23 protein-coding genes are annotated in these 23,416 nt (G+C 42.9%); 20 read left to right on the top strand and 3 right to left on the bottom strand.

From position 1 onward, the window contains the following. The first annotated feature begins 1 nt into the window (after nt 1). Entirely contained in the window at nt 2-1,774 is a 1,773-nt protein-coding gene (locus GFC28_RS03155) for an ABC transporter ATP-binding protein (protein ID WP_231883469.1), read from the top strand. 34 nt (nt 1,775-1,808) lie between these two features. Here the strand turns inward: GFC28_RS03155 and GFC28_RS03160 are convergent, their stop codons facing one another. Both GFC28_RS03160 and GFC28_RS03165 read right to left on the bottom strand, forming a co-directional pair. Then, nucleotides 1,809-2,444: an MOSC domain-containing protein gene (locus GFC28_RS03160; RefSeq protein ID WP_044741622.1), complete on the bottom strand. Its 636-nt coding sequence runs from the start codon at nt 2,442-2,444 to the stop codon at nt 1,809-1,811. Between the two features lie 473 nt (nt 2,445-2,917). Beyond that, nucleotides 2,918-3,535: a hypothetical protein gene (locus GFC28_RS03165; RefSeq protein ID WP_052660897.1), complete on the bottom strand. Its 618-nt coding sequence runs from the start codon at nt 3,533-3,535 to the stop codon at nt 2,918-2,920. Between the two features lie 334 nt (nt 3,536-3,869). Here GFC28_RS03165 and GFC28_RS03170 point away from each other — a divergent pair, with 334 nt between their 5' ends. The 14 genes from GFC28_RS03170 (at nt 3,870) to GFC28_RS03240 (ending at nt 18,436) form a co-directional block, all read left to right on the top strand. After that, complete coding sequence (locus GFC28_RS03170; RefSeq protein WP_044741621.1) at nt 3,870-4,427, top strand: thioredoxin family protein; 558 nt, start codon at nt 3,870-3,872, stop codon at nt 4,425-4,427. A 70-nt stretch (nt 4,428-4,497) separates the two neighbouring features. Next, a complete protein-coding gene (locus tag GFC28_RS03175) occupies nt 4,498-4,896 on the top strand; it encodes a gamma-glutamylcyclotransferase family protein (protein ID WP_044741620.1) in 399 nt (132 codons plus the stop codon). Nucleotides 4,897-5,561: 665 nt separating this feature from the next. Then, nucleotides 5,562-6,446, top strand: coding sequence for a sulfite exporter TauE/SafE family protein (locus GFC28_RS03180; protein ID WP_044741619.1), 885 nt, complete (start codon nt 5,562-5,564; stop codon nt 6,444-6,446). Between the two features lie 543 nt (nt 6,447-6,989). After that, entirely contained in the window at nt 6,990-8,354 is a 1,365-nt protein-coding gene (gene glnA, locus GFC28_RS03190) for a type I glutamate--ammonia ligase (protein ID WP_044741617.1), read from the top strand. A gap of 750 nt (nt 8,355-9,104) precedes the next feature. Next, a complete protein-coding gene (locus tag GFC28_RS03195; protein ID WP_044741616.1) occupies nt 9,105-10,070 on the top strand; it encodes a sugar kinase in 966 nt (321 codons plus the stop codon). Further along, a complete protein-coding gene (locus GFC28_RS03200; protein ID WP_044741615.1) occupies nt 10,055-11,353 on the top strand; it encodes an MFS transporter in 1,299 nt (432 codons plus the stop codon). Before GFC28_RS03195 ends, GFC28_RS03200 begins: the two co-directional genes overlap by 16 nt. A gap of 193 nt (nt 11,354-11,546) precedes the next feature. Further along, nucleotides 11,547-12,560 (top strand): LacI family DNA-binding transcriptional regulator, encoded by a 1,014-nt coding sequence (locus GFC28_RS03205; RefSeq protein ID WP_044741614.1) that lies wholly within the window; start codon nt 11,547-11,549, stop codon nt 12,558-12,560. 63 nt (nt 12,561-12,623) lie between these two features. Beyond that, complete coding sequence (hxlA, locus tag GFC28_RS03210) at nt 12,624-13,262, top strand: 3-hexulose-6-phosphate synthase (RefSeq protein ID WP_044741613.1); 639 nt, start codon at nt 12,624-12,626, stop codon at nt 13,260-13,262. Then, nucleotides 13,259-13,810 carry a 6-phospho-3-hexuloisomerase gene (gene hxlB, locus GFC28_RS03215; protein ID WP_052660896.1) on the top strand — a complete coding sequence of 184 codons (552 nt, stop codon included), beginning with the start codon at nt 13,259-13,261 and terminating at the stop codon, nt 13,808-13,810. Before hxlA ends, hxlB begins: the two co-directional genes overlap by 4 nt. Nucleotides 13,811-13,968: 158 nt before the next feature. Continuing rightward, nucleotides 13,969-14,931 (top strand): MBL fold metallo-hydrolase, encoded by a 963-nt coding sequence (locus GFC28_RS03220; RefSeq protein WP_044741612.1) that lies wholly within the window; start codon nt 13,969-13,971, stop codon nt 14,929-14,931. A gap of 98 nt (nt 14,932-15,029) precedes the next feature. Next, the gene (locus GFC28_RS03225; protein ID WP_044741611.1) at nt 15,030-15,818 is read left to right on the top strand and encodes a GDSL-type esterase/lipase family protein; all 789 of its coding nucleotides are present in this window, start codon (nt 15,030-15,032) and stop codon (nt 15,816-15,818) included. Continuing rightward, on the top strand, nt 15,815-16,723 hold the full coding sequence (locus tag GFC28_RS03230) for an ABC transporter ATP-binding protein (protein ID WP_044741610.1): 909 nt from the start codon (nt 15,815-15,817) through the stop codon (nt 16,721-16,723). The genes GFC28_RS03225 and GFC28_RS03230 overlap by 4 nt, the downstream gene beginning before the upstream one ends. Beyond that, on the top strand, nt 16,716-17,696 hold the full coding sequence (locus GFC28_RS03235) for an ABC transporter permease (protein ID WP_044741609.1): 981 nt from the start codon (nt 16,716-16,718) through the stop codon (nt 17,694-17,696). Before GFC28_RS03230 ends, GFC28_RS03235 begins: the two co-directional genes overlap by 8 nt. A gap of 116 nt (nt 17,697-17,812) precedes the next feature. Beyond that, nucleotides 17,813-18,436, top strand: a complete 624-nt coding sequence (locus tag GFC28_RS03240; protein WP_369818746.1) for an NUDIX hydrolase — start codon at nt 17,813-17,815, stop codon at nt 18,434-18,436. Nucleotides 18,437-18,478: 42 nt separating this feature from the next. Here the strand turns inward: GFC28_RS03240 and GFC28_RS03245 are convergent, their stop codons facing one another. Then, nucleotides 18,479-19,372: a DMT family transporter gene (locus GFC28_RS03245; protein WP_044741607.1), complete on the bottom strand. Its 894-nt coding sequence runs from the start codon at nt 19,370-19,372 to the stop codon at nt 18,479-18,481. A 129-nt stretch (nt 19,373-19,501) separates the two neighbouring features. Here GFC28_RS03245 and GFC28_RS03250 point away from each other — a divergent pair, with 129 nt between their 5' ends. The 5 genes from GFC28_RS03250 to GFC28_RS03270 all read left to right on the top strand — a co-directional run bounded on the left by GFC28_RS03250 (nt 19,502) and on the right by GFC28_RS03270 (nt 23,404). Next, nucleotides 19,502-20,389, top strand: coding sequence for a LysR family transcriptional regulator (locus GFC28_RS03250; protein ID WP_044741606.1), 888 nt, complete (start codon nt 19,502-19,504; stop codon nt 20,387-20,389). Nucleotides 20,390-20,472: 83 nt separating this feature from the next. Continuing rightward, a complete protein-coding gene (locus GFC28_RS03255; protein WP_044741605.1) occupies nt 20,473-20,898 on the top strand; it encodes an SRPBCC family protein in 426 nt (141 codons plus the stop codon). A 1-nt stretch (nt 20,899) separates the two neighbouring features. Then, complete coding sequence (locus tag GFC28_RS03260) at nt 20,900-21,235, top strand: ArsR/SmtB family transcription factor (protein ID WP_044741604.1); 336 nt, start codon at nt 20,900-20,902, stop codon at nt 21,233-21,235. Between the two features lie 252 nt (nt 21,236-21,487). Beyond that, complete coding sequence (locus GFC28_RS03265) at nt 21,488-22,696, top strand: DNA polymerase IV (RefSeq protein WP_044741603.1); 1,209 nt, start codon at nt 21,488-21,490, stop codon at nt 22,694-22,696. Nucleotides 22,697-23,089: 393 nt separating this feature from the next. After that, a complete protein-coding gene (locus tag GFC28_RS03270; protein ID WP_269465544.1) occupies nt 23,090-23,404 on the top strand; it encodes a metal-sensing transcriptional repressor in 315 nt (104 codons plus the stop codon). The last annotated feature ends 12 nt before the right edge of the window (nt 23,405-23,416 follow it).

A 23,416-nucleotide genomic window follows, 5' to 3' on the forward strand; every position in this document is an offset into this window, starting at 1 on the left:
AATGATGGGAGTCAAAGAAAATAAGCGGAGCGTGAAAGAAAATGCTCAAACGCTGCGGCGCATATGGGGCTTTCTCGAGCATCAAAAGGGACGCCTAGCAGTTGTCATCGTAATGGTGATGATTAGCTCTGGTCTCAGTCTTCTTGGCCCATATATCGTGGGGAGAGCTGTCGATACATATATTATCGCCAAGCGTACAGATGGCTTTTGGATGGTTGTTGTTGCTCTTTTGCTTATTTATCTCGCTTTGTCGTTATCAAGCTTTTTACAAAGCTACTGGATGATTGGGATTGCGCAAAAGACGATTTACGCAATTCGCACTGAATTATTTGGACAATTTCATCAGCTTCCTATCTCTTTTTTCAATCAAAGGCAATCGGGGGAGCTAATGAGCCGATTGACGAACGATATTGACAATATGAGCCAAACGTTCAACAGTACGGTTATCCAAGTGATTTCAAGTACTCTTACGCTTATCGGAGCGGTGGTGGTGATGCTCCTGTTAAGTCCTCTCTTGACAGCGGTAACGCTGTTGATTGTGCCGATTATGTATGGATCTATGAAATGGATTACGAATCGAACACAAATGAGGTTTAAAGAGCAGCAGAGAAATTTAGGAGAGTTGAACGGATTTATTGAAGAAGTGATTTCTGGACAAAAAGTCGTTAAGTTATTTTCCCAAGAAAAAAAGATGATTGCTCAGTTTTTAGAAAAAAGTGAACAGCTCAAGCAATCAGGATTTTGGGCGCAAACCTATTCAGGTTTTATTCCCAAACTTATGAACGTGCTAAATAATATGAGTTTTGCCTTAATTGCGGGTGTCGGAGGAATTTTCGCATTTAAAGGAATGATTTCAATCGGAACGATTGTGATTTTTTCAGAATATGCCAGACAATTTACACGTCCGCTCAATGATCTTGCCAATCAATGGAATACATTTCTATCTGCATTGGCTGGTGCTGAGCGGGTGTTTGAAATTATTGACCAAGACAAGGAAGAGGATGATGAAGCAGAAGCGATTGATTTGCCTGCTGTGCGCGGAAATGTTGAATTTCGCAATGTGTCTTTTTCATATGATCAAAAACGAAAAGCGATTCAAAATGTCAATTTTTCAGTAACAGAAGGCGAGACGGTAGCGCTTGTTGGACCGACGGGTGTCGGAAAAACCACGATTATTCAGCTTCTTATGCGATTTTATGATCCGGATCATGGACAAATTTTGATTGATGGGATAGATACTCGGCGAGTGAAGCGGTCCAGTCTTCGCAGCCAGATGGCGTTTGTATTGCAAGACCCTTTTTTGTTTCAAGGAACGATTCGCGAGAATATTCGTTATGGCAGACTGGAGGCAACAGATGAAGAAGTGGTGGAAGCGGCTAAGTGGGCGAATGCGCATTCGTTTATTACAAAATTGCCAAAAGGCTATGATACCGTTTTACAGCCGGACGGCAGCGGTATTAGTCAAGGACAAAAGCAATTGCTGGCAATTGCTAGGGCAATGATCGCGAAACCGTCTATTTTAATTTTGGATGAAGCGACAAGCAATATTGACACAATGACGGAACTGATGATTCAAGAGGCGCTTGAGCGTTTGATGGAGAAGCGAACCTGCTTTGTTATCGCCCATCGGCTCAATACGATTCAACAAGCTGATCGCATTCTTGTTTTGCGTGAAGGAACCGTGGTGGAACAAGGAACGCATGATTCCCTTCTGAAGGAAAAAGGATTTTACAGTGAGCTGTATTATCGACAATTTAAAAAGGACGCCATATAAAAGTCTTGCACGGCATATCCGTGCAAGACTTTTATCACCTCTCCATTCGTTTGATGAATGATTGGCGCCAATCTTCCGATAAGGCAGGCTCGGCAACAATGGTTTTCATAGCCGCTACATTCGCTTTATCGATATAATAAATAGTATTCACATCATGAATAGAGAGAGCAAGCGGGCTCCGATCGATTAATGTGAGAGGATCACCTTTCTGTATGGAACCTTCTTGAAGCACGCGAAAATAAAAGCCTGTGTAGCCGGTTTCTTGAACTTTGAGCGGCAGATCCTTTAACCCGTGGCGTTTAGCTAATTTAAAACACGGCTGACGCGGCTGTGAAACTTGGATGACCGCTGTACCGACCTCATATACATCGCCGATGCAGACTTGGTTTTCCGTCAATCCAAAGAGAGTCAAATTTTCCCCAAATGCACCTGGGGTGAATGAGCGGTGATAGACTTGCTCCCAAAACGAAAAATGTTCAGACGCATAAGCACAAATCGCTTTATCCGGCCCCCCATGGTGAATAAGATCCGCTTGTCCATCGCCAATACAATGGGTTTTTGTGACAGTGACGAACCCGTTCACTGGCTGTTTATAAATTCCGGTAGTCAGGGGCTTTCCGTCAATTGTCACCGTTTGCGGCATCCCGATATTGATTGAAACAATGTGCATCATTTTTTCCTCCTTGTCTGTCAAGCTATGATATAGACATCCATGACAAAAAATGTGATCACCATCGGAAGGACGAAAACCTTATTTGTTGAATTTGCTTCCTTTACTTGCGCTGATGAAAGGAATTTTTGCAGGATAGATGAAACGGAGTCTTTTTTATTGTTTGTGCCTTTCGGTAGGGTTCGTGCTATCTTTTGAGTTTTTGTCTGGACGGCACTGCTTTCCGATCAACGAACCAATTTGGAAGGCAGCTCGCTATTCTTCTGTCGCGTGAGCGCGTGAATCACTACCTTTGTCCATTAGAAAATATTTTGTATCTGCTCCGTTCTTTGTTCTGTATGTATATCAACAATTTCTATTTCAACTTTCTGCATTTTCTATTATGCTTGTTTGCTGATAGAAAGTCTACTTGTTTTGATGACAAACGCATGGTGTTTTTCTATGAAAAAAGATCCTTTGCTGAATGCAAAGGATCACATGTGCATCAGCTCTTTTTCGGAGGTCTCGGTTTGGCTTGGCTGTTGAGAATTTCTCGTGAATATGGATGAAATCGTCTGCTTAATGGTTTCCACGATATGTGTGCATCGCTCAAAAATAATCTCTTTGATAGTATCGAGCTGTCTCATTATTTTATATTGCGATGCTTCTTGGGCTTCTAATCGTTTGATGACCGTGTCATGAAACACACCTTGAAGCTCCAGCTTTTCTGCTAACTTTTGATATAGCTTTTCTTGTCCCTCCAAGCGTGCGCTCAATCCTTGATACAGCTCGTCTTGAAAGGCGATTTGTTGAGCCAGTCTTTTCATTGTGTTTTCCTGAACAGAAAGGGAATCAAGAATCGCTTTCTTTACGGTTTGATCGTTTTCGCTCATTTCTTGCCATTGGGCATATAAATGTTCATGCTGTTGCTGTTGCAAGGAAAAAGAGTGCTGAAGTTGCTCCATGGAAGCGGACAAATGCTCATGAAATTGCTGCTGTTCATTCAACAACTCTTCAGTTTGAGGACGCCGATGATGAAAAACAGGAAAGGTAGCAGAGCTGCTTGGATCAGCAGGCGGCGTGGCTTTTTTATGCAAATAAATAAACGACATGCTTCTCCTCCTTTCTAATAAAAATGAAGTGCATCCATAGTATATGCATGTGCTTGTTTATGCGTTTATAGGGATTTAGTTTGGCATGTTCATATTTGTGGGAATGTTGGCAGTTTGTCCGTAGTGGAGCGGTTGAACAACGTCGCTGCACAGAATCAGGAATGGGTCTGAAAGGAGGCGTGTTCCTTCTTTCGTTGCGCATTCTGTATGACGGAAAGGCAAATCACATCGTTCTTCCAGCTGTGGATGTTTTTATAGGCACAGGATTTGTAGGGAAAAAAGAAGTCTGTTATAATCGAAGAAAAATACGACATTGCAGAGAGGATGTGGAAATATGCCTGCGGTTGAATCAGCAATGTTTCCATTAGGAAAGCAAGCGCCGTCTTTTGCTCTTGTCAATGCGATTGATGGCAAGATCGTGCGGTTGGAGGATGTGAAATCTGATGCAGCGACTGTCATCATGTTTATTTGCAACCATTGCCCGTTTGTTAAGCATGTGCAGCATGAATTGATCCGTCTCGCCCACGATTATCAGCCAAAAGGGGTGTCGTTTGTTGCCATCAACTCGAATGACGCCGAGAAATATCCGGATGATTCTCCGGAAAATATGAAAAAAGTCGCTGAAGAGTTAGGATATCCGTTCCCTTACTTGTTTGATGAAACGCAAGAGGTAGCGAAAGCATATCAAGCGGCATGCACGCCAGATTTTTATATTTTTGATAACGAATTAAAATGTGTGTATCGCGGCCAATTGGATGACTCAAGACCGAATAATGGCATTCCTGTTACCGGTGCTTCTATTCGGGAGGCCTTAGATGCCCTCCTAGCTAATCAGCCCGTGTCTGAACAGCAAAAGCCAAGCATCGGCTGCAGCATAAAATGGAAGGAGTAAAGCTGGCTCGAGCGGCCAGCTCTTTTTTATATTTAGCCGTTTACTTTGATAATAAGGTAGGGAGAGAGGAATGAAGGAACAAACGTGTCGAGTGTTTGTATATGGAACGTTATTAACAGGTGAAGTGAATCATGAAATTGCGGCTCCTTATTTGCAAAACGTGAAGCCGGGAAAAGTAAAGGGAAAATTGTATGATGTCGGATCATATCCGGCCCTTGTACTGGATCAGGAGGGGGAAGTAGTTGGTGAATGGCTGACTATAACGATAGATGGAATTCGAAGGATGGATGAGCTGGAGGATTATGAGGAAGGAAGAAACGATAACGAATACGAGCGCGTATGGATTAGAGACTGTACTCAGGAGATAGAGGGATATGTGTACGTCTACCATCCTGACAAGGCACTCCACCTTCCTTTGATTGAATCGGGTTCATGGCGCCAGCATCGTCCAAAAAAGAGGAATGCGTAAAGGGAAAAGTGGCTCTTGTCACATCAACGGGTGATGAAAACATTCGTAAGCTCATGAAACGAGGCCGTCCATTTAAGAATAATACGGAAAACGTAGGAGCAGTGCCGTATAAACGATATAGATACAACTGGATGCATCAACAGTTGTTTAGGCTATAACTGATTTCGACGGTAGGGTGATCGAACAACTCCGCTTCCTGATAACTAAAATCATCTGGAAATGGCTGGTTGTTCGCTTTTTGTCGTGCGAATGTGTGGTGAAAGCCAATCCACAGATTGTCCCCTGATCTGTCCACTCCTCAAAAGGTGGCCGCTCCATCTTTAAGGTGTATTTCATTAGATGCAAGTGATTAAGCGAGCATATAGAATGAAGCGGAAGACGAAATCGTATGGAGAAGATAAAAAATGAATGATAAAACACACTTGACAAGTAGGAATACTTGGTATTAATGTATTAAATAATGAAAAAATTCAAACAGGTAAATGCTGATCAGACAAACTGAAGGCACTTTATGGTTGGGGAATGCATATCCGACAATAAAGTGTCTTTTTTTGTCTATCAAAGGGAGGGATGCAGGAAAACTTAAGAACGCTTTTCTGAGCAAAAGATAGACATCGACACATGAAATAAATGATTTTGCAAAGATTAGGGGGAGGTTGAAGATCATGAAAAAGCTGATTGTATTTATCATGGTTGGGTTTATCGCCCAACTGATTGATGGCTCACTTGGGATGGCTTATGGGGTGACTTCGACAACACTGCTTCTTGCTTTTGGAATTGCGCCGGCTGTTGCTTCGGCATCTGTACATTTAGCTGAGGTAGTGACAACCGCCGCTTCTGGAGCTTCTCATTTAAAATTTGGAAACGTAGACCGCGATATGGTGTTAAAACTGATTATTCCGGGATCGATTGGTGCATTTGTTGGCGCCTGCTTTTTAAGTCATCTGCCTGGAGATTTAATTAAACCGTACATTTCTACTTTTTTATTAATTCTTGGACTTTATATTATCTATCGCTTTTTATTTCTTCAGTCGTCTCAAGAAACGGAACGAGTACAAAAGATGTCAAATAAACAGCTGGTTCCGCTCGGACTGTTAGCTGGTTTTTTTGACGCAACCGGCGGCGGAGGATGGGGTCCGATCGCAACACCTGTCCTTTTAGCGAAAAAAGGAGTAGAAGCCCGCAAAGTCGTGGGAACTGTTGATACATCAGAGTTTGCGGTAGCCGTGTCTGCTACGCTTGGATTTTTCATTTCTTTAGGATGGGAGGAAGTGAACTGGTTTTGGGTCGGTACGCTCATGCTAGGAGGAATTATCGCAGCACCGATTGCTGCTTGGATTGTTAGAATCATGCCTTCCCATTTGCTTGGCGTGCTTGTCGGAGGATTAATTGTGTTAACGAATGCACGCACATTGCTTCACTCTTGGAATGTAGCGGAAAATTTGTATATGGTAGTTTATAGCATCATTATTGCCGGCTGGGTGTTTTCGGTTTGGTGGGCCATCCGCAATCATAAAAAGAGACTAATATCGGATCATTTGGCTTCGTAGCCTGTGATGGATAAATGTTGGAGATAAATTCATCCCTCTGTTTGGGGAAAGCCTATGTATATCGAAGGGAGTGCCTTCCCATTTTAGCGGCGTCACTCAATGTAACGATCTTAATCCAATGGAATGTGTCAATATTTCCCCGCATATGAGCGGACAAGGAACTCCCTGCAACAGTCGTCTTTCAGACCAAGTGATGTGTCTGAAAACGGTTGATTGTTTGATTCTCGGTCATGCTTGGGTGTGACCGAGACATCTGATCGTCGAAAAAAAGGAGATCTTCTGTTTATCTTCAAAGCCAACCTTTTACTCAAAAGGTTGGCTTTTATAATAGGAAGAATGAATGAATATACAAAAAAATGAAAGGTTATTGCACTTGGCTACAATCTTTCAAGCATATAAAAACAGCTGATCAAGAAAACGCTTTCTTAAAAAATTATAAAAATACAGAAAGATTTATAAAAAAAGTGATTGTCAAAACGGGAATGTTTCAATATAATAAAATCATGTTAGAAAACTATACGCACGAATGTGAGGTTATGTAACATGTCTAAGGTGTTAGTTTCGCAAGTGAACAATGATACGGCAGTTCTTGAACAAATTAAAGAGACGATTCAACAAAAACATGTAGAGCTTTTACATTTGCAATTTGTAGATATTGAAGGAATTTTAAAGCATGTGACGGTTACGGTTGAGCAATTGGATGATGTGGTCAATGGAAAAATCATGTTTGACGGCTCCTCCATTAAAGGATTTTCGCCTATAAACAAATCAGATTTGTATCTTCTTCCAGATCTTAACACATTTGCTGTTTTGCCTTGGACGGTAGAAGAGGGATATTCGGAGGCACGTTTTCTTTGCTCTGTAATGAACCCAGATGCAACGCGATTTGAAGGAGATCCTCGTAACGTATTAAAGAAAACAGTCGAACGTGCGGCGCAGCAAGGGTATACGATTTCTGTCGGTCCGGAATTAGAATTTTTCTTATTCAAAACGGATGAACACGGAAATCCAACGACACAAACACAAGATAATGGCGGTTATTTTGAACCATCGCCAAAAGATCTTGGGGAACGCGTTCGTCTTGAGATTTATCGAGCATTAAAAGCGATGGGCTTCAAAATCGAAGCCTCACATCATGAGGTGGCCGAAGGACAGCATGAAATTAACTTTAAATACGCGGATGCATTAGGCTCTGCTGACAATGCTACAACTTATAAATGGGTAGTGAAAACGATTGCAAGCAAATATGGATTGCATGCTACTTTCATGCCAAAGCCTGTCTTCGGCATTAACGGATCAGGAATGCACGTCAATATGTCATTATTTAAAGATGGAGAAAATGCATTCTTTGACCCGAGTGATGAAAATCAGCTTTCAGAAACAGCATATCAATTTATCGCTGGTTTATTAAAAAATGTGAAAAGTTTTGCAGCGGTCACAAACCCACTTGTCAATTCCTATAAACGTCTTGTTCCGGGATATGAGGCACCATGCTATATTGCTTGGTCAGCATCCAACCGTTCGGCGCTTATCCGGATCCCGGCTAAACGCGGTGTAGCGACACGTGTAGAGCTTCGCTGTCCAGATCCAGCGGCCAACCCTTATTTAGCGTTTGCTGTGATTGCGGCAGCTGGACTTGATGGTATTGAAAAAGTGCTGAAAGCGCCAGCTCCGATTGATGAGGACATTTTCCATATGACAGAAGAGCGTCGGGAAGAGCTTGGTATTGAAAATCTTCCAGCAAGCTTAGGAGACGCTGTGTCTGAATTTGTAAATGGTACGATTGGACGCCAAACGCTAGGTAATCACGTATTTGATGAATATGTAGCCATGAAAAATGAGGAATGGAATAGCTACCGCACAGCTGTGCATGCATGGGAACTTGAACAATATCAAGGAAAGTTTTAATAAATTTCCAAAAGAAGTCTCCCATCTTTAAGGAACGTGAAGGGCGATAGCCCAGTGAGTAGGGGGGAGAATGAATTTCGGTTGGCGATGGCCAACGGATAGGATACTTTATCGTTCAAACGGACCCCTTTAGAACGAAGGGAAGCGTAAAGGGTCCTTGTGTGGGGCTTATCGTTCAGCGAACATGAAGCCCCTCCTCTAAGCGAAGTGTAGATAGTGGGTAGTTCACGGGTGCATAAATTATGGAGAAAAGCAGGCGATTTTTGCCTGCTTTTTTATTTTTAAAAAGGAATAAGAGAGAGCAGGGAAATGGCTGAAATCTTAGCTTGTCTTTCATGAAAAGTCTAAAAATTTTAAAAATTACTTGAGAAAACGCTTACGTAAATGTTATAATTCTTGTAAACCGATTTACAAAACCGATTTACAAGCCTTAAACGAAGAGGAGACGTTTGAAAGCGAGAAAAGTTTCAATTTTTTCGGGGGGGTGGCTCTCTTTCATGATGACACACGAGCTATAAATATAAGGGATGGATATGGAATTCAATGGCCCGCGTTCAAACAACAGCAGTATTTGGACTCTTATCACATGTCTGCATGATGAAAGCAAACTTATGAGATTTGTCTCTGACTGATCATCGATTTTTCAGCGATCTTTTCTTCGATTTTCAAGCTGCCTTTATATGGTTTGGACGGATCTTTAACAAAAATACGAAAATCGCAGAATCAAGAGGATGAGAAAGGGGAGAGAGGATGGATGTTGTCACGTTTGGAGAAGCGATGGTGATGTTTGTTGCGGAGGAGCCTGGATCGCTTCAGCAGGTGAGCCGCTTTCAGCGAGCGCTTGCCGGGGCGGAGGTCAATACGGCCATCGGGTTTGCTCGATTAGGACTAAAAAGCGGGTGGGTCAGCAAAGTCGGAAATGATGTGTTTGGGAACTATATTCTCGAGCAGCTACGTCAGGAACAGGTGAACATTGAGCAGGTCCACATCTCTGCTTCTTTTGCGACAGGCTTTCAGCTAAAAGCAAAAGTAAGTGAGGGAGATCCAGAAGTACAATATTTTCGAAAACATTCAGCCGCCAGTCATTTAAGCGTGGCTGATTTTGACGAAGCCTATTTCCGTTCCGCTAAACATCTGCATATGACAGGGATTCCTTTAGCCCTTTCCAGCTCCATGCGAGAATTTGCCAAGCACGCGCAATCATTTATGAGAAAAGAAGGAAAAACGATATCGTTCGATCCTAATCTAAGACCTGCATTATGGACAACAAAAGGCGAGATGATTCGAGTGGTTAATGAATATGCTTTTAAAAGTGATTACGTTCTTCCGGGAATCGAAGAGGGAAAATGGCTAACGGGCTATACAAAGCCGAGCGATATCGCTGATTTTTATTTAAAAAGAGGAGTGAAGCTGGTTGTTATAAAATTAGGAAGCAAAGGGGCGTTTTATAAATCTTGCGATGAGGAGGGATATGTTCCGGGATATCGAGTATCGAAAGTAGTAGATACTGTTGGGGCCGGAGATGGTTTTGCTGTAGGACTTATCAGCGGGATTTTAGAAGGAATGCCCGTTTTCCAAGCGGTGATGCGAGGAAACGCGATCGGAGCTTTAGCTGTTCAATCAATAGGTGACAGCGACGGCTATCCTAATCGAAAAGAGTTAGACAGCTTCATGCAAAAATATAATGGGGAGGATGCGGCATGCAGCGTACAATAGCGAAATCGCGCTGGTATCGTTTAATTCCGATTGTTTTTATTACGTACAGTCTAGCTTATTTGGATCGTGCCAACTATGGATTTGGCGCGGCGGGAGGATTGGCCGAGGATTTACATATTTCCGCAGCGACATCTTCACTGCTCGGCTCGCTATTTTTTCTTGGTTATTTTTTCTTTCAGGTTCCCGGTGCCCATTATGCCGAAAATAAAAGCGCGAAAAAGCTGATTTTTTGGTCGCTCATTCTTTGGGGAGGACTTGCGAGTGCCACTGGCATCGTCAGTAATATCCAGTGGCTTATGATCATTCGCTTTTTATTAGGAGTGGTAGAAAGCGCTGTCATGCCTTCCATGCTTGTATTTTTAAGCCACTGGTTTACGAAGGAGGAGCGTTCGCGAGCAAACACCTTTTTGATTTTAGGGAATCCTGCAACAGTGCTATGGATGTCTATCTTATCAGGGTATTTAATTGAAGCAGTAGGCTGGCGCTGGATGTTTATTGCTGAAGGCGTCCCGGCCATCATATGGGCTTTTATTTGGTGGAAGCTTGTCAATGATGAACCAAAAGAGGCCAAATGGTTGACGGATGAAGAAAAACAGCAGCTGCAAGCTCAATTGGAGCGCGAACAGCAAGAATTAACGCCTGTAAAAAATTACAGTCAGGCATTCCGTTCAAAAACGGTCATATTATTGAGTTTGCAATATGCGCTTTGGAGCATTGGGGTATACGGATTTGTCATGTGGCTTCCATCTATTATCCATGCCGCGCCTAATATGGATATTGTCAAAACGGGCTGGTTATCATCTGTTCCTTATGTGTTGGCGATTATTTTCATGTTCGCCGCTTCCTACTACTCTGACAAACTGTTGAATCGAACCATATTTGTATGGCCGTTTCTACTTGTTGGAGCGATTACCTTTTATGCTTCCTATATGATTGGCACAAGCCACTTTTGGATCTCCTTTTTTTTACTGGTAGTAGCAGGAGCAGCCATGTATGCCCCGTACGGACCGTTTTTTGCGATTATTCCTGAAATCTTGCCTCGCAATGTTGCTGGAGGAGCGATGGCCTTAATCAATAGTATGGGAGCGCTCGGATCGTTCGTCGGCTCTTATATTGTCGGCTATTTGAATGGGGCCACGGGAGGATTTGGAGCCTCGTATATTTTTATGGCAGGATCTTTGTTCTTCGCCGCGATCTTCACGATGATGGCGGTGAAAGGACAACAATCCCTAAAAAAGAAACGTGTGCCTGAGCAATGGGAGGTCCATCAAGCACACAAATGAAAGGCTATCATTATTATACGATAAAAATTGCATATTTGCACGATGACGGCACAATAATCAGAAATAGACGGTTGAAAGGCTAGCGAGGAAAAGAGAATTTGCTTTTCTTCCCATGTGCTGGATAGGCCAGTTTATTCTTGTTAAAATGGAAATAATCGAAATTTAGCGAAGTTTATAAAAAGGAAGAGGGGTTATGAAAAGAATAACAATGGCAGATGTAGCCAAAGCGGCAGGGGTATCAAAAAGCACGGTATCGCAATTTTTAAATAAACGATATGAGCATATGGGAGAAGAGACAAAAGAAAAGATTCGTGAGGCCATTGAACGGCTTGGCTATCATCCGAATTATATTGCCAGAAGTTTAAAGCAAAAACGGACAGCCATGATCGGAATTATTGTTGCTAATATTATGCATAGCTTTTCGACGGAAATTAGCAGAGCCATCGAAGATTTTTGTCATGAGCATGATATGCATGCCATTGTTTGTAATGCAGACGACGATCCGGTTAAAGAACGGAAATATATTGAGATGCTGCGAGCAAGACAAGTGGATGGGTTAATCCTTTTTCCGACTGGCGGCAATCTTGAGTTGTACAAACAAATGGAGCAGGAACGTTATCCAGTCGTATTTGTAGACCGCAAGATTTCAGAAGTCAATATCCGTACCATTGTTGTGAATAATAAGGAGGCAACCTATCAGGCGGTGGCCCATTTGATTGAAAAGGGGCATCGAGACATTGCCATAATTACGCCACCGCTAACGATTTATCCGCGCATTGAGAGAATGAACGGTTATAAGCAGGCGCTAAACGACTATCGCATTCCCATCAAACAAGAATATATGATTTCAACAGAAATCCAGCGAATGATTTCCGAATTAAGCCGTTTATTTGCATTGCCGGACAAACCAACTGCATTAGTAGCGGGGAATGATTTATCCTTTTTTGAAGTCATGAAATTTTTAAAAGAAAACGGTCTTCGCGTTCCAAATGATGTGGCCGTCGTTGTATTTGACAATATTCCTTTTGCTAGTTTTTCTGAACCGACAATGACCACGATTGCTCAACCGGCATATGCGATGGGGAAAAAAGCGGCCGAGTTGCTGCTGCAGCAAATTCATCATCACGAGGAATTACCCGATTCAAACTTATACACTTTCCCGTGTACATTGATGATTCGTGAATCTTCTAGCAGAGCGCTTATATAGGATACAACTTGGCATATATTGTCTGGGAGAAAAAGCCGCCTTGATGGGGAAAGGAGAAGGAGGATGTACATTCAGCTTGCGCTTGATCGAATGACGATGGATGAAGCGATTCATGTAACAGAGGAGGTGTATCATGAAATTGATTGGATTGAAGTCGGCACCTCTTTAATTAAAGAATACGGTGTTCAAAGTATTGAAAGGCTGAAAAAAGAGTTTCCAAATAAACTGCTTGTGGCGGATATGAAAACAATGGATAACGCGGCATATGAATGCCAGATGTGCTTTGAAGCGGGAGCTGACGTGATGACAGCGATGGGAGTCGCGCCGAATATTACCGTGAAGACATGCTTGGATGAAGCAAAAAAGAGAAAGAAAAGAGTCATGATTGATTTATTGAATGTCCATGAAACGCTTCTGCCGTCATTGCTAGAATATAAGGAAGCGATTTTTTGCCTTCATGTAAGCAAGGATGAACAAGAGCTTTTTGGTTTCAACGCAGCACGGTTCCTTATGTTTTTGGAGGAGATGCAAGGACGGACATGGGCGATTGCTGGAGGAATTTCCCTTGATTCTCTTGATATGGTGAAGCAGCTGCAGCCCTATGTCGTGATTATCGGTTCTGCCATCACAAAGGCAGAGAATAAACAGAAGGCGGCCCAAACACTGAAACAAGCGATTTTTGCAAGGAGGAGTCATGGATGAACGATCCCCTTCAATTAATCATGAAAGAGATCGAACAGGCGCTTTGTGATTTTCAAACGACTAGCATGGAACGGGTGGTAACGATTCTTTCCTCTGCGACACGAGTTTTTGTGGCAGGAGAAGGACGTTCTGGATTGATGGCCAAAGCGTTTGCGATGCGCCTTATGCATCTTGGCGCCGATGTTTATGTAGTCGGGGAGACGATCACGCCGTCGATACAGAATGGAGATGTATTAATCGCAGTGTCTGGTTCAGGTGTAACTAAAAGTACCGTTTGGATGGCGGAAAAAGCGAGGCAGCTTGGCTGTCCAGTGATGGCTTTTACGACTGATGTAGCCTCCCCGCTTGCTCAAAATGCTTCCTGCATAGTTTATGTTCCTGCAGCGACTAAATATCGCCGCGATCATGAAAAAGCAAGCATACAGCCGTTAAGCTCTCTATTTGACCAGTGCATCCATATTATTTTAGATGCCATTTGCCTGCAATATGCAGAAGTGAAACAGGTTGAACACAAACAAGCCTTTAGCCAGCATAGCAATCTAGATTGAACACTCCCCCCACCTCTGATTCGCTTAGAGGTGGGGATTTCTTGATCAGAGAATGATGAATGTGCCATTGAATGCCGTTTTATATCTTTTTATAGAGATTCTTCACTTATTTTGATAAAATATTTAGAAAGCTTCAATAGGGGATGGGAGATGAATGTATGCAGACGATCATGGATTTAGGAAATGGAATTTCGCTAATTGATGTATTCGATGTCGGCTGGGCTGAGCGTACCGGTACATATGTGCTTCATGAAGAAGAGCTGACGATTATCGAAACGAGCGCCAGCCCATCGATTCCACATTTATTAAAAGGTCTAGAAGCTTTAGGGTTGCATACCGCTGATGTGCGCAATATTATTGTTACGCATATTCATTTGGACCATGCTGGCGGTGCAGGGCTGTTGCTAGAAAAATGCCCCCATGCAAACATTATCGTTCATCCGAAAGGAAAGCGCCATTTGGCCGATCCTACGCGATTAATTCAAGGGGCAAGAGCGGTGTATGGAGAAAAATTTGCTGAATTGTTTGAGCCGATCATCCCGATTCCGGAAGAGCGCATTGTAGTAAAAGAAGACGGGGACACACTTCAGCTGAGCGAGCACCGCACTTTAACGTTTTTCAACACTCCTGGACATGCGAACCACCATTTTTCCATCTATGATTCTCGGAGCAAGGGAATTTTTACAGGGGATACGTTAGGAGTATTTTACCATCAGCTGCTGGAATACGGACTGGAGCTGTATTTGCCTTCCACTTCACCAAACCAGTTTGATCCCCATGCGATGCTTGCCTCGGCAGAACGGCTCGAAGCATTAGAACTCGATTATGTTTATTTTGGTCATTTTGGCATGTCTAAAAATCCGAAAGCTGTATTTGAGCAGCTGCGCTATTGGCTGCCAAAATTTATTGAAATAGGAGAACACGTGATGGAGAAACAGTCCACCCGTGATTTTGAAGAAAAAGCAAAGGCGGTGACTCAAGGCCTGTTGGAGCTTGTACAGCCGTGTTTAGCCGCACATCATGTGCCGCGGCAAGCTCATGTACACTCTGTGCTGGAGCTGGATGCTAGTGTTTGTGCGATGGGAATTATTGATTATTTACAAAAGCGATTGGATCAATAAAAGCGGCTGCTTGATGCGCCGCTTTTTTTCCATTATGCAGCATTCTATTTTATAATGAATGATAGTACAGTGTGCTGCGAAAGGATGATCGTGGGAAAATGAATATGGTAAAAGTGATTGCGGTTCTTTCTATCATTGCAGGAGGCTGCTGGCTTTTTGGGCTTGGCTTGACCGTTTACGACCAATTTTTTCAGCCAACTGCTTCGCTGTCGACCCATTATCGTGCAGAAGAAACGACCGATGAGGACCACCGTTTGCAGATTGTGGCGATTGGTGACTCATTAACCCGGGGAACAGGTGATGAAACAGGAAAGGGGTATGTTGGCTACGTTTTGGACGAGCTGCGGACGAAAACGAAGCAACCGATTCAGCTGACAAATTTGGCGATCAAAGGACAGGAGTCGGAGCAGCTGCTGCAACAACTCCAGCAAAATGAAGTACAGCGCCAATTGAAGCAAGCGGACTTTGTATTTATGACGATCGGTGGCAATGATTTGTTTCAAGGAGGAGAGACGCTACAGAATCTCTCGGCTGAGTACATCAACCGAATAAAAAGCGTTTATTTGCGGCATTTAGATGCCATTTTCCGAACGATTCGATCGGTGAATCCAAACGCGGTTGTTTTTTATATTGGGCTTTACAATCCGTTTAACCAGCTAGATCATGCGGAAACTACTTCAGCGATTGTGCGCCAGTGGAATTATGATTCAGCCGAAGTAGCGGCGCGTTATCCTCATATTATTGCTGTTCCAACGTACGATTTATTTGAATTGCGTGTCAATGATTATCTTTATAGCGATCAATTCCATCCAAATAAGGAAGGGTACAAGCTGATCGGCGAACGGCTGTCTTCGCTGATTACATTTACAAAGGAGGGGAAAAAATGACGCAGACGCTCGTTGTTGAAGATTTGCAAAAAAAAATCGGAAGAAAAACGATTATTAAAGGTCTCTCATTTTCGTTAAAAAAAGGGGAAGTATTTGGTTTTTTAGGTCCTAATGGAGCGGGAAAAACGACGACGATTCGTATGCTTGTCGGCTTGATTAAACCGTCAGCAGGCCGAATTACGATTTGTGGATATGATCTTCAGCGTCAATTTACGAAGGCCATCCGTCATATTGGCTGTATTGTAGAAAACCCTGAACTTTACCCTTATTTAACTGGATGGGAAAATTTAGAACATTTTGCTCGCATGCTACCGGATATTTCGAAAGAACGAATAACGGAAGTAGTCAAGCTTGTAGGATTGCAGAACCGTATTCATGACCGCGTTCGCACCTATTCATTAGGGATGAGACAGCGTTTAGGTATTGCTCAAGCGTTGTTAGGAAAGCCATCTGTGCTGATTTTAGATGAACCGACAAATGGACTGGATCCGATCGGCATTCGCGAGATGAGGGAGTTTATTCGTTTTTTAGCCGAAAAAGAAGGGTTAAGTGTGCTTGTTTCTTCTCATTTATTGAGTGAAATTCAGCTGATGTGTGATCGGGTAGCGATTCTGTCAAAAGGAAGCATCATTCGCATCGATACAGTAGACCGTTTATTAAAGGAACAAGCGCGGGTCGTTTGGAAGGTAGAGCCGCTGGAACAAGCAAAAAAACAATTAGAAAGCGAAACGGTGATTTTATCAGCACAGGCTGATACATTGATTACATATTATGAAAAAGAGAAATTGGCAGCATGGAATGAAAGATTAGTGCAAGCAGGTGTTAAGGTGAGCCAAATGGAACCGAAGTTGCCGACACTAGAGGATTTATTCATTGAGCTGACAGGAGGAGAGACGATTGACTGATCTTGTCTATAATGAAATGTTAAAAATTATCCGTAAAAAGCGGTTATTTATTATTGCTGCCATTACCGCTGTTCTTGTGGCTTTATTTACATATGCGCAATTTAAGCATGTACAGGATGTGCAAAAACGGCTCGGCACGGCCGATTGGCGAACACAGCTTCAGCAGCAAATTATTGATACGCAAAATCGCTTGAATTCAAGCGGCATTGATGAAGAATGGCGCAAGTTTTTACAAATTCGCCTTCAGCAGCAACAATATTATTTAGACCACAACATTAATCCGTCGGCGCCAGGGGCTCCGACTTTTATGCGCACCTTTGTTGAAAACGCTATTGATCTGTTTCTTCCATTGATGGTAATGGTCGTAGTGGCTGATTTAGTTTCTTCAGAAGCAAGCGGAGGAACGATCAAATTATTGCTCACAAGGCCAATAAAGAGATGGAAAATCCTATTAAGCAAATATATCGCGATGCTATTGTCGATCTCCTTTATTGTCCTATCACTTGTATGTCTCTCATGGCTGATTTCCGGCGCTGTATTCGGATATGGCGGATGGAATTTGCCGCTGTTGACAGGGTTTACAATTCAAGGAGAAGAATTGAATACAGCCAATGTCCACTTAATTTCTCAATGGAAATATTTGTTGATGGAGCTAGGACTTGCTTGGTTTGTAGCTGTTGTTGTAGGAACATTGACATTTATGTTATCGGTATTAATAAGAAGCACGGCAGCCGTGATGGGAGTCATGCTGGCAGCCTTGATTTCTGGCGCTATTTTAGCGAACATGGTTTCTTCTTGGGAATCCGCCAAATATTTTTTTATGGTCAATTTGCGTCTGACAGACTATATTAGTGGAACAGCGCCGCCGATTAATGGAATGACGCTCGGATTTTCGATGAGTGTTCTAGCGGTATGGGGAATCGCTGCCTTGCTTATCGCTTTTTTCGTTTTTGTTAAGCGTGATGTTTATTAATCCATTTTTTTCATAAATACAGCTTGAAATGGAACGAATCTTCTTAAACAAGCCGGCTGTCAAAAATAGAAGAAAGATCCAAACATTTTTTATCTATAATAGGACAAAAGGGAGGGATGAGAATGGATGGAAAGATCAAAAAGCTGCAGCAGCGAACTCCGTCACTGCTCGGCATCGAGCAGTTCGCCCAATTTGCCATTCTGCTGCCGCTGATAAAAAAAGAGAAAGACACTCATCTGTTATTTGAGGTTCGCTCACTTCAGCTTCGGCGACAACCTGGGGAAATTTGTTTTCCAGGGGGCAAGGTCGATCATGACGATGAGAATGAACAAGCGGCCGCTATCCGTGAAACGTGCGAAGAGCTGGGAATCGAAAAAGATGCTATTCATGATGTATTTCCGCTTGATTATATGGTTTCCCCATTTGGGATGGTCCTTTATCCGTTTGTCGCTACTCTTGCTTCTCCTCATTTAATAAAGCCGAATGAATCGGAAGTGGACGAAATCTTCACGGTGCCGTTGTCGTTTTTTTATGAGACGCAGCCAGAGATTTATCATGTGCAGCTTCAAGCGTGTCCCGATGCCAATTTTCCTTTTGATAAAATTCCAGGAGGGAAAAACTATCGTTGGCGTCCGCGGCAAATCGATGAATACTTTTATTATTATGAAGATAAGGTCATTTGGGGACTGACGGCAAAAATTGTTCATCATTTTATTGAGCTTCTTCGGTCAACGGAATAGCCATAGAAACGTTTGGGCAGCAAAAACCCAAACGTTTTTTGTTTACATCTCCATCGCTTTTCTTGCCGCTAGGCTTTGTCGCTTTTGCTTTCCACTTTGAACTTGAGCATAAATAACACCAAACAGAACGAGTGCAGCTCCAAAGTATCCTTTAAGCGGCAAAACCTCTCCTAAAAAGATGTAGCCGAATAAAGCAGCAAAAACAGGTTCAAGTGAAAAAATCAAGCCAGTATAAGTGGCTGTCGTATATTTTTGAGCAACTGTTTGTACGACAAATCCAATTGCGCTGCAAAATATACTTAAGGAGAAAATGGCGATCCATGATTCTATTTGAGTTGGAATACTTGGCGATTCAAACAAAAGCGAGCATAAGGCTCCAAGACCTCCGCAAAAGCCAAGCTGCAGGACGCCAAGGGCAATGGAGTCAACGTTTTTGGTCAGCTGCCCGGTCATCATAATATGAGCCGCATACGATACAGCTGTCATTAGGCAGAATATATCCCCTTGGCTTATCGCGAAGCCGTGGTTTAATGTTAACAGTCCGATTCCGCACATGGCAGCGCCTGCGCCGATGATGACGCGTTTTTCTGGCTTTTTCTTTAAAAAGATAGCAGAAAACAGCGGAACTAATACAACGGTGAATCCTACTAAAAAGCCCGCATGTGAAGTAGAGGTGGATTTTACGCCCACTGTAACGAACGCAAATACGAAAAATAAGATGGTTCCTAGAAGGGCTGCTCTTTTTACAATTTTTCGGTCAAGCTGAAGCAGCCGTCGATAAAAAATAAGGGCCGATAAGCAAAAGGCAATGCCGAATCTCCAAGCAATCAAGCTAAATGGTTGAATGGAATTCAGCCCCATTTTCATAAATAAGTAAGAAGAACCCCAAAATATCGTAATCAAAAATAACATGACATTTGCTTTCGTTTGACTCATTGGTTGACCCTCTCCCTAAATTGTTGAATGGATTGTTTGGTGAATAGTATACATGTACAATGAATATAAGAAAATTGAATCTTTATCATATTTTTTATGAAAAAAATTCATGAAAAAGGAGCAAAATGGATGTCGTTGACTAAGTTTGAAATATTCCATACAGTGGTAGAGTTTGGCAGTCTTTCGAAAGCAGCGGAGGCTCTTCGTTTAACTCAATCGGCCATAAGCCATGCCATCGCGAGCTTGGAAGCGGAGTGGGGATTTTTGCTTTTACAGCGAGACCGATCGGGTGTGCGTTTAACAAGCAATGGAGAGCAAGTATTGAAATTAGTGCGAGAAATACTAAACTGGAATGAAAAATTAAAACAGCAAGTCGCTGCTATTAACGGATTAGAGGTTGGTATGGTGCGAATCGGCACTTTTACTAGTGTTTCAGCGCGCTGGCTTCCCGGGGTCATTCGCATGTTTCATACGCACCATCCTTTGATCGAGATGAAACTGTTAGAAGGGGATTATGACGAGATTCGCCATTGGATTTCCAGTGGAGAGGTAGATTTTGGTTTTTTATCTTTAACAGCTGCGAAATCTTTAGAAACGATCCCTTTAAAGAAGGATCGAATGGTGTGCATGGTTCCACGGCAACACCATTTATCTGGAAAAACATCGATTCCACTCGAGCAGCTCGAAGAAGAGGAGTTTATTATGCCAAAATGGGGATACGACCATGATGTGAGAACTATATTAAAGGAAAATCGCGTGTTTCCGAAAGTGAAGTATGAGGTGGTAGAGGATCAAGCGATTATAGCTATGGTACAGAATGGGCTTGGCATCAGTATTTTGCCAGAAATGGCGCTTTTTCGAATGCCAGATGATCTTTGTACCATCCATTTAGAGGGAGATTATTACCGGACGATTGGCATCGCAGCGTCATCTTTCTATCACCTTTCTCCTGCTGCCAAAACATTCATTCATTGCGTTCAATCATGGCTTCGTTCACAAAGCTTGCTAGATTTTTAGAAAAATTGACATGAAACTAAATGGTTTCGTATAATCAAAATGAAACTATTTGGTTTCGAAAAATAAAGCTGGAGGACATGAAAATGAACATTGGAAATCGTTCTTCGTTAACGGATATTCGCCGAACAGTGAGATTAAATGCCCCTATTGATCAAGCATGGAAAGCGGTAGCTACCTCCGAAGGTCTTGCTGCTTGGTTTATGCCGAATGATTTTCAACCGATTGTCGGCCATCGATTTCATCTCAACGCTGGTCCGTTTGGAATGTCACCGTGCGAAGTAACCGAAATAAATCCGCCGCACCGACTTTCATTTCGCTGGGGGAAGGACTGGGTTTTGACGTTTGAATTAAAGGAGATAGCCAACCAGACAGACCTTACATTGATCCATTCTGGATGGGATATGGACAAGGAGACAGAATTTGGAGAACGCCACACCATCGTACGCGACCGAATGGATCAGGGCTGGGGGAAGCTGCTTGCATCATTAAAGGACTATTTAGAGGTATAAAATGTCAGCTTTATCAAAAAAGCATGATGTGTTCCAAGCCATCGCTGATCCTACTCGGCGAAAGCTATTAAACTTGCTGGCGGATGAGGAATTATCTGTTACCCTTATCAGCAAACATTTTCCGATTAGCCGTACCGCTGTTTCGAAACATTTGCGTATTTTGGCGGAAGCAGGTCTTGTTCAAGAGAGGAAAGTCGGGCGGGAAACGCGGTATCGGTTAGAACCGACTCCGCTTCTTGAACTGAAGAACTGGCTTGCTTTTTACGAACGATTTTGGGATAACAAACTTGCAATGCTTCAACATTATATAGAACACGATCGAAAAACAGATGTATAATAGTAGAAAAAGAGCGAAAATAGAGCCAAGCCGAACCACACTGGCTCTATTTTCAGGAAAGCAAAAAACTCGCGATGGCGACTTTTTCCTGACCGCTACCTTTTAGCCGCACATTTAGCGAACTAATTGGTCGACATCCATCCGGTATCGTGAAGTTTGTGATTTTTGAATTTACTGCTGCTGGTTTAAGGCACGTCTGATGTGCATATGTTCAATCATTTTTTACTGGAAAAATGACAGGACGTGAGTTCAATGAATCAGAAAAATCAGAAAAAAGGAAGGATCATTTTTCACGTTGACTGTAACTCGTTTTTTGCCAGTTGTGAAATCGCTCGCCAACCCGAATTAAAAGAAAAAGCAGTCGTGGTGGCTGGAGATCCGAAAGAACGGAAAGGAATTGTTCTGGCTGCTAATTACGTTGCTAAGCAGCGTTACGGCATTTATACGACAATGACGCTTTGGGAAGCGAGAAAAAAGTGTCCGGAGCTGGTTGTCTTGCCCCCTGATTTTAGTTTCTATCGCAAAATGAGCCAGGAAGTATTTCGCTTTTTAGCCTCTTTTTCTTCCGTTCTAGAACCTGCTTCGATCGATGAAGGTTATTTGGATATGACAGCATGTGACTGGCCTGGGCCGCCGCTCGAAATAGCGGAACGGATTCAAAAAGGATTGCTGCAGACGCTGCAAATTCCTGTCAGCATTGGGATTGCGCCTAATAAATTTTTAGCTAAAATGGCGAGTGAAATGAAAAAGCCATTGGGAATTACCGTGCTGCGGAAGCGGGAGGTCCCGGTGAGGCTTTGGCCTCTTCCGGTCCAAGCGATGCATGGAATCGGTGAACGAACGGCGCAAAGACTGAGCCAAATGGGCATTTTTACAATTGGCGAACTTGCAAAAGCAGAAATGCACCTCCTTCAGCAGTCTTTCGGAGTAAATGGCATTCGCCTTAAGGAGCGGGCGAATGGAATCGATGATCGTCCGGTGGATCCCGAGGCGCGGACGAAAGGGAAATCAGTTGGAAATTCTACCACTCTTTCGCAAGATGTGACGGAGGAACGAGTCCTTTTCGATGTCCTGCGCCGTTTAGCACAATCGGTTAGTCAGCGGATGAAGCAAAAAGGTGTGGTTTCTGCGACTGTTCAAATTATGGTCCGTTACCGTGATTTTCAGACGATTACACGCAGCAAAACATGGGAACGCCCATTTCGAGAGGCAGATGAAATTTTTCAATATGCTGCATATCTGTTCAAAAAGCATTGGAATGGAAGCGCTGTAAGACTCCTTGGAGTTACGGCGTTGGATGTATTTGATCAAAAAGAGGCGGTTAAGCAGCTGGATTTGTTCCATTTTGAAGAGGATGCGAGGGACGAAGCGTTGTTGAATACAGTGAAGCATCTTCAGAAGAAGTTTGGTCAAAACATTATTCTTCGGGGCTCTGAGCTGTTTCATAAGCCTGACAAATAGAAACGAGCTAGAGAAGAGGAGATGCGTCTCCTTTCACATCGTAGGCAAAGTCCATTTTGGCTTTGTCTACCATCATTTTCAGCATCTTTCATGCAGGGCGAAGGCATTGATCAAAGTAAGTATGAGAGGAGCAGAGATGCATCTTCTTTCATTTTGGGTCAAGCCATAATCATTTATTTCGTTAATGAATAACAAGTAGACACATGGGATGAGTCTCTCTCACCTACCCTCCGTTAAGAGGGGGAGGCTTTTCGGTGTTCGGTGGATGATGTTAAAAAGAGCGAGCAGAGGAAGCGGAGGTCATCATATTTTCATCTTGGAGAAAAAAATAGGATTCTTCGTTTGCGTTTTATACCCGTTACGGGTATAATGTACTTGAGGAAGTTGCTGAATATGAAAGAAGGGATAACAATGGAGCATCACGATCATAAAAAGACGATGCGCACCGAGCAGGAAATAGACGATTTGCTAAAGCGGCTCAAGCGCATCGAAGGACAAGTGCGCGGGGTGCAAAAAATGATTGAAGACCACCGCTATTGCGTGGATATTTTAGTGCAAATTTCCGCTATTACGGCTGCGCTAAACAAAGTGGGATTGAACCTGTTAGAAAGGCATGTCAGCCATTGCGTGTCTAAAGCGATTCGCGATGGCAACGGAGAAGAATCAATCCGAGAGCTCATGGATGTTTTTAAGCAATTTGCGAAATAAGGGAGGAAGGGC

Origin of the sequence: Anoxybacillus sp. B2M1, assembly GCF_001634265.1 — a bacterium.
GTDB lineage: Bacteria > Bacillota > Bacilli > Bacillales > Anoxybacillaceae > Anoxybacteroides > Anoxybacteroides rupiense.

Excerpts from the sequence above, each read along its gene's own strand:
- GFC28_RS03220 (WP_044741612.1), top strand. The coding sequence starts at position 13,969 with ATGCAGACGATCATGGATTTAGGAAATGGAATTTCGCTAATTGATGTA.
- GFC28_RS03195 (WP_044741616.1), top strand. The coding sequence starts at position 9,105 with ATGGATGTTGTCACGTTTGGAGAAGCGATGGTGATGTTTGTTGCGGAG.
- GFC28_RS03245 (WP_044741607.1), bottom strand. The coding sequence starts at position 19,372 with ATGAGTCAAACGAAAGCAAATGTCATGTTATTTTTGATTACGATATTT.
- GFC28_RS03260 (WP_044741604.1), top strand. The coding sequence starts at position 20,900 with ATGTCAGCTTTATCAAAAAAGCATGATGTGTTCCAAGCCATCGCTGAT.
- GFC28_RS03255 (WP_044741605.1), top strand. The coding sequence starts at position 20,473 with ATGAACATTGGAAATCGTTCTTCGTTAACGGATATTCGCCGAACAGTG.
- GFC28_RS03160 (WP_044741622.1), bottom strand. The coding sequence starts at position 2,444 with ATGCACATTGTTTCAATCAATATCGGGATGCCGCAAACGGTGACAATT.
- GFC28_RS03250 (WP_044741606.1), top strand. The coding sequence starts at position 19,502 with ATGTCGTTGACTAAGTTTGAAATATTCCATACAGTGGTAGAGTTTGGC.
- GFC28_RS03170 (WP_044741621.1), top strand. The coding sequence starts at position 3,870 with ATGCCTGCGGTTGAATCAGCAATGTTTCCATTAGGAAAGCAAGCGCCG.
- GFC28_RS03225 (WP_044741611.1), top strand. The coding sequence starts at position 15,030 with ATGAATATGGTAAAAGTGATTGCGGTTCTTTCTATCATTGCAGGAGGC.
- GFC28_RS03270 (WP_269465544.1), top strand. The coding sequence starts at position 23,090 with ATGAAAGAAGGGATAACAATGGAGCATCACGATCATAAAAAGACGATG.
- GFC28_RS03155 (WP_231883469.1), top strand. The coding sequence starts at position 2 with ATGATGGGAGTCAAAGAAAATAAGCGGAGCGTGAAAGAAAATGCTCAA.
- GFC28_RS03230 (WP_044741610.1), top strand. The coding sequence starts at position 15,815 with ATGACGCAGACGCTCGTTGTTGAAGATTTGCAAAAAAAAATCGGAAGA.
- glnA (WP_044741617.1), top strand. The coding sequence starts at position 6,990 with ATGTCTAAGGTGTTAGTTTCGCAAGTGAACAATGATACGGCAGTTCTT.
- GFC28_RS03205 (WP_044741614.1), top strand. The coding sequence starts at position 11,547 with ATGAAAAGAATAACAATGGCAGATGTAGCCAAAGCGGCAGGGGTATCA.
- GFC28_RS03165 (WP_052660897.1), bottom strand. The coding sequence starts at position 3,535 with ATGTCGTTTATTTATTTGCATAAAAAAGCCACGCCGCCTGCTGATCCA.
- hxlA (WP_044741613.1), top strand. The coding sequence starts at position 12,624 with ATGTACATTCAGCTTGCGCTTGATCGAATGACGATGGATGAAGCGATT.
- GFC28_RS03175 (WP_044741620.1), top strand. The coding sequence starts at position 4,498 with ATGAAGGAACAAACGTGTCGAGTGTTTGTATATGGAACGTTATTAACA.
- GFC28_RS03200 (WP_044741615.1), top strand. The coding sequence starts at position 10,055 with ATGCAGCGTACAATAGCGAAATCGCGCTGGTATCGTTTAATTCCGATT.
- GFC28_RS03265 (WP_044741603.1), top strand. The coding sequence starts at position 21,488 with ATGAATCAGAAAAATCAGAAAAAAGGAAGGATCATTTTTCACGTTGAC.
- GFC28_RS03240 (WP_369818746.1), top strand. The coding sequence starts at position 17,813 with ATGAGAATGGATGGAAAGATCAAAAAGCTGCAGCAGCGAACTCCGTCA.
- hxlB (WP_052660896.1), top strand. The coding sequence starts at position 13,259 with ATGAACGATCCCCTTCAATTAATCATGAAAGAGATCGAACAGGCGCTT.
- GFC28_RS03180 (WP_044741619.1), top strand. The coding sequence starts at position 5,562 with ATGAAAAAGCTGATTGTATTTATCATGGTTGGGTTTATCGCCCAACTG.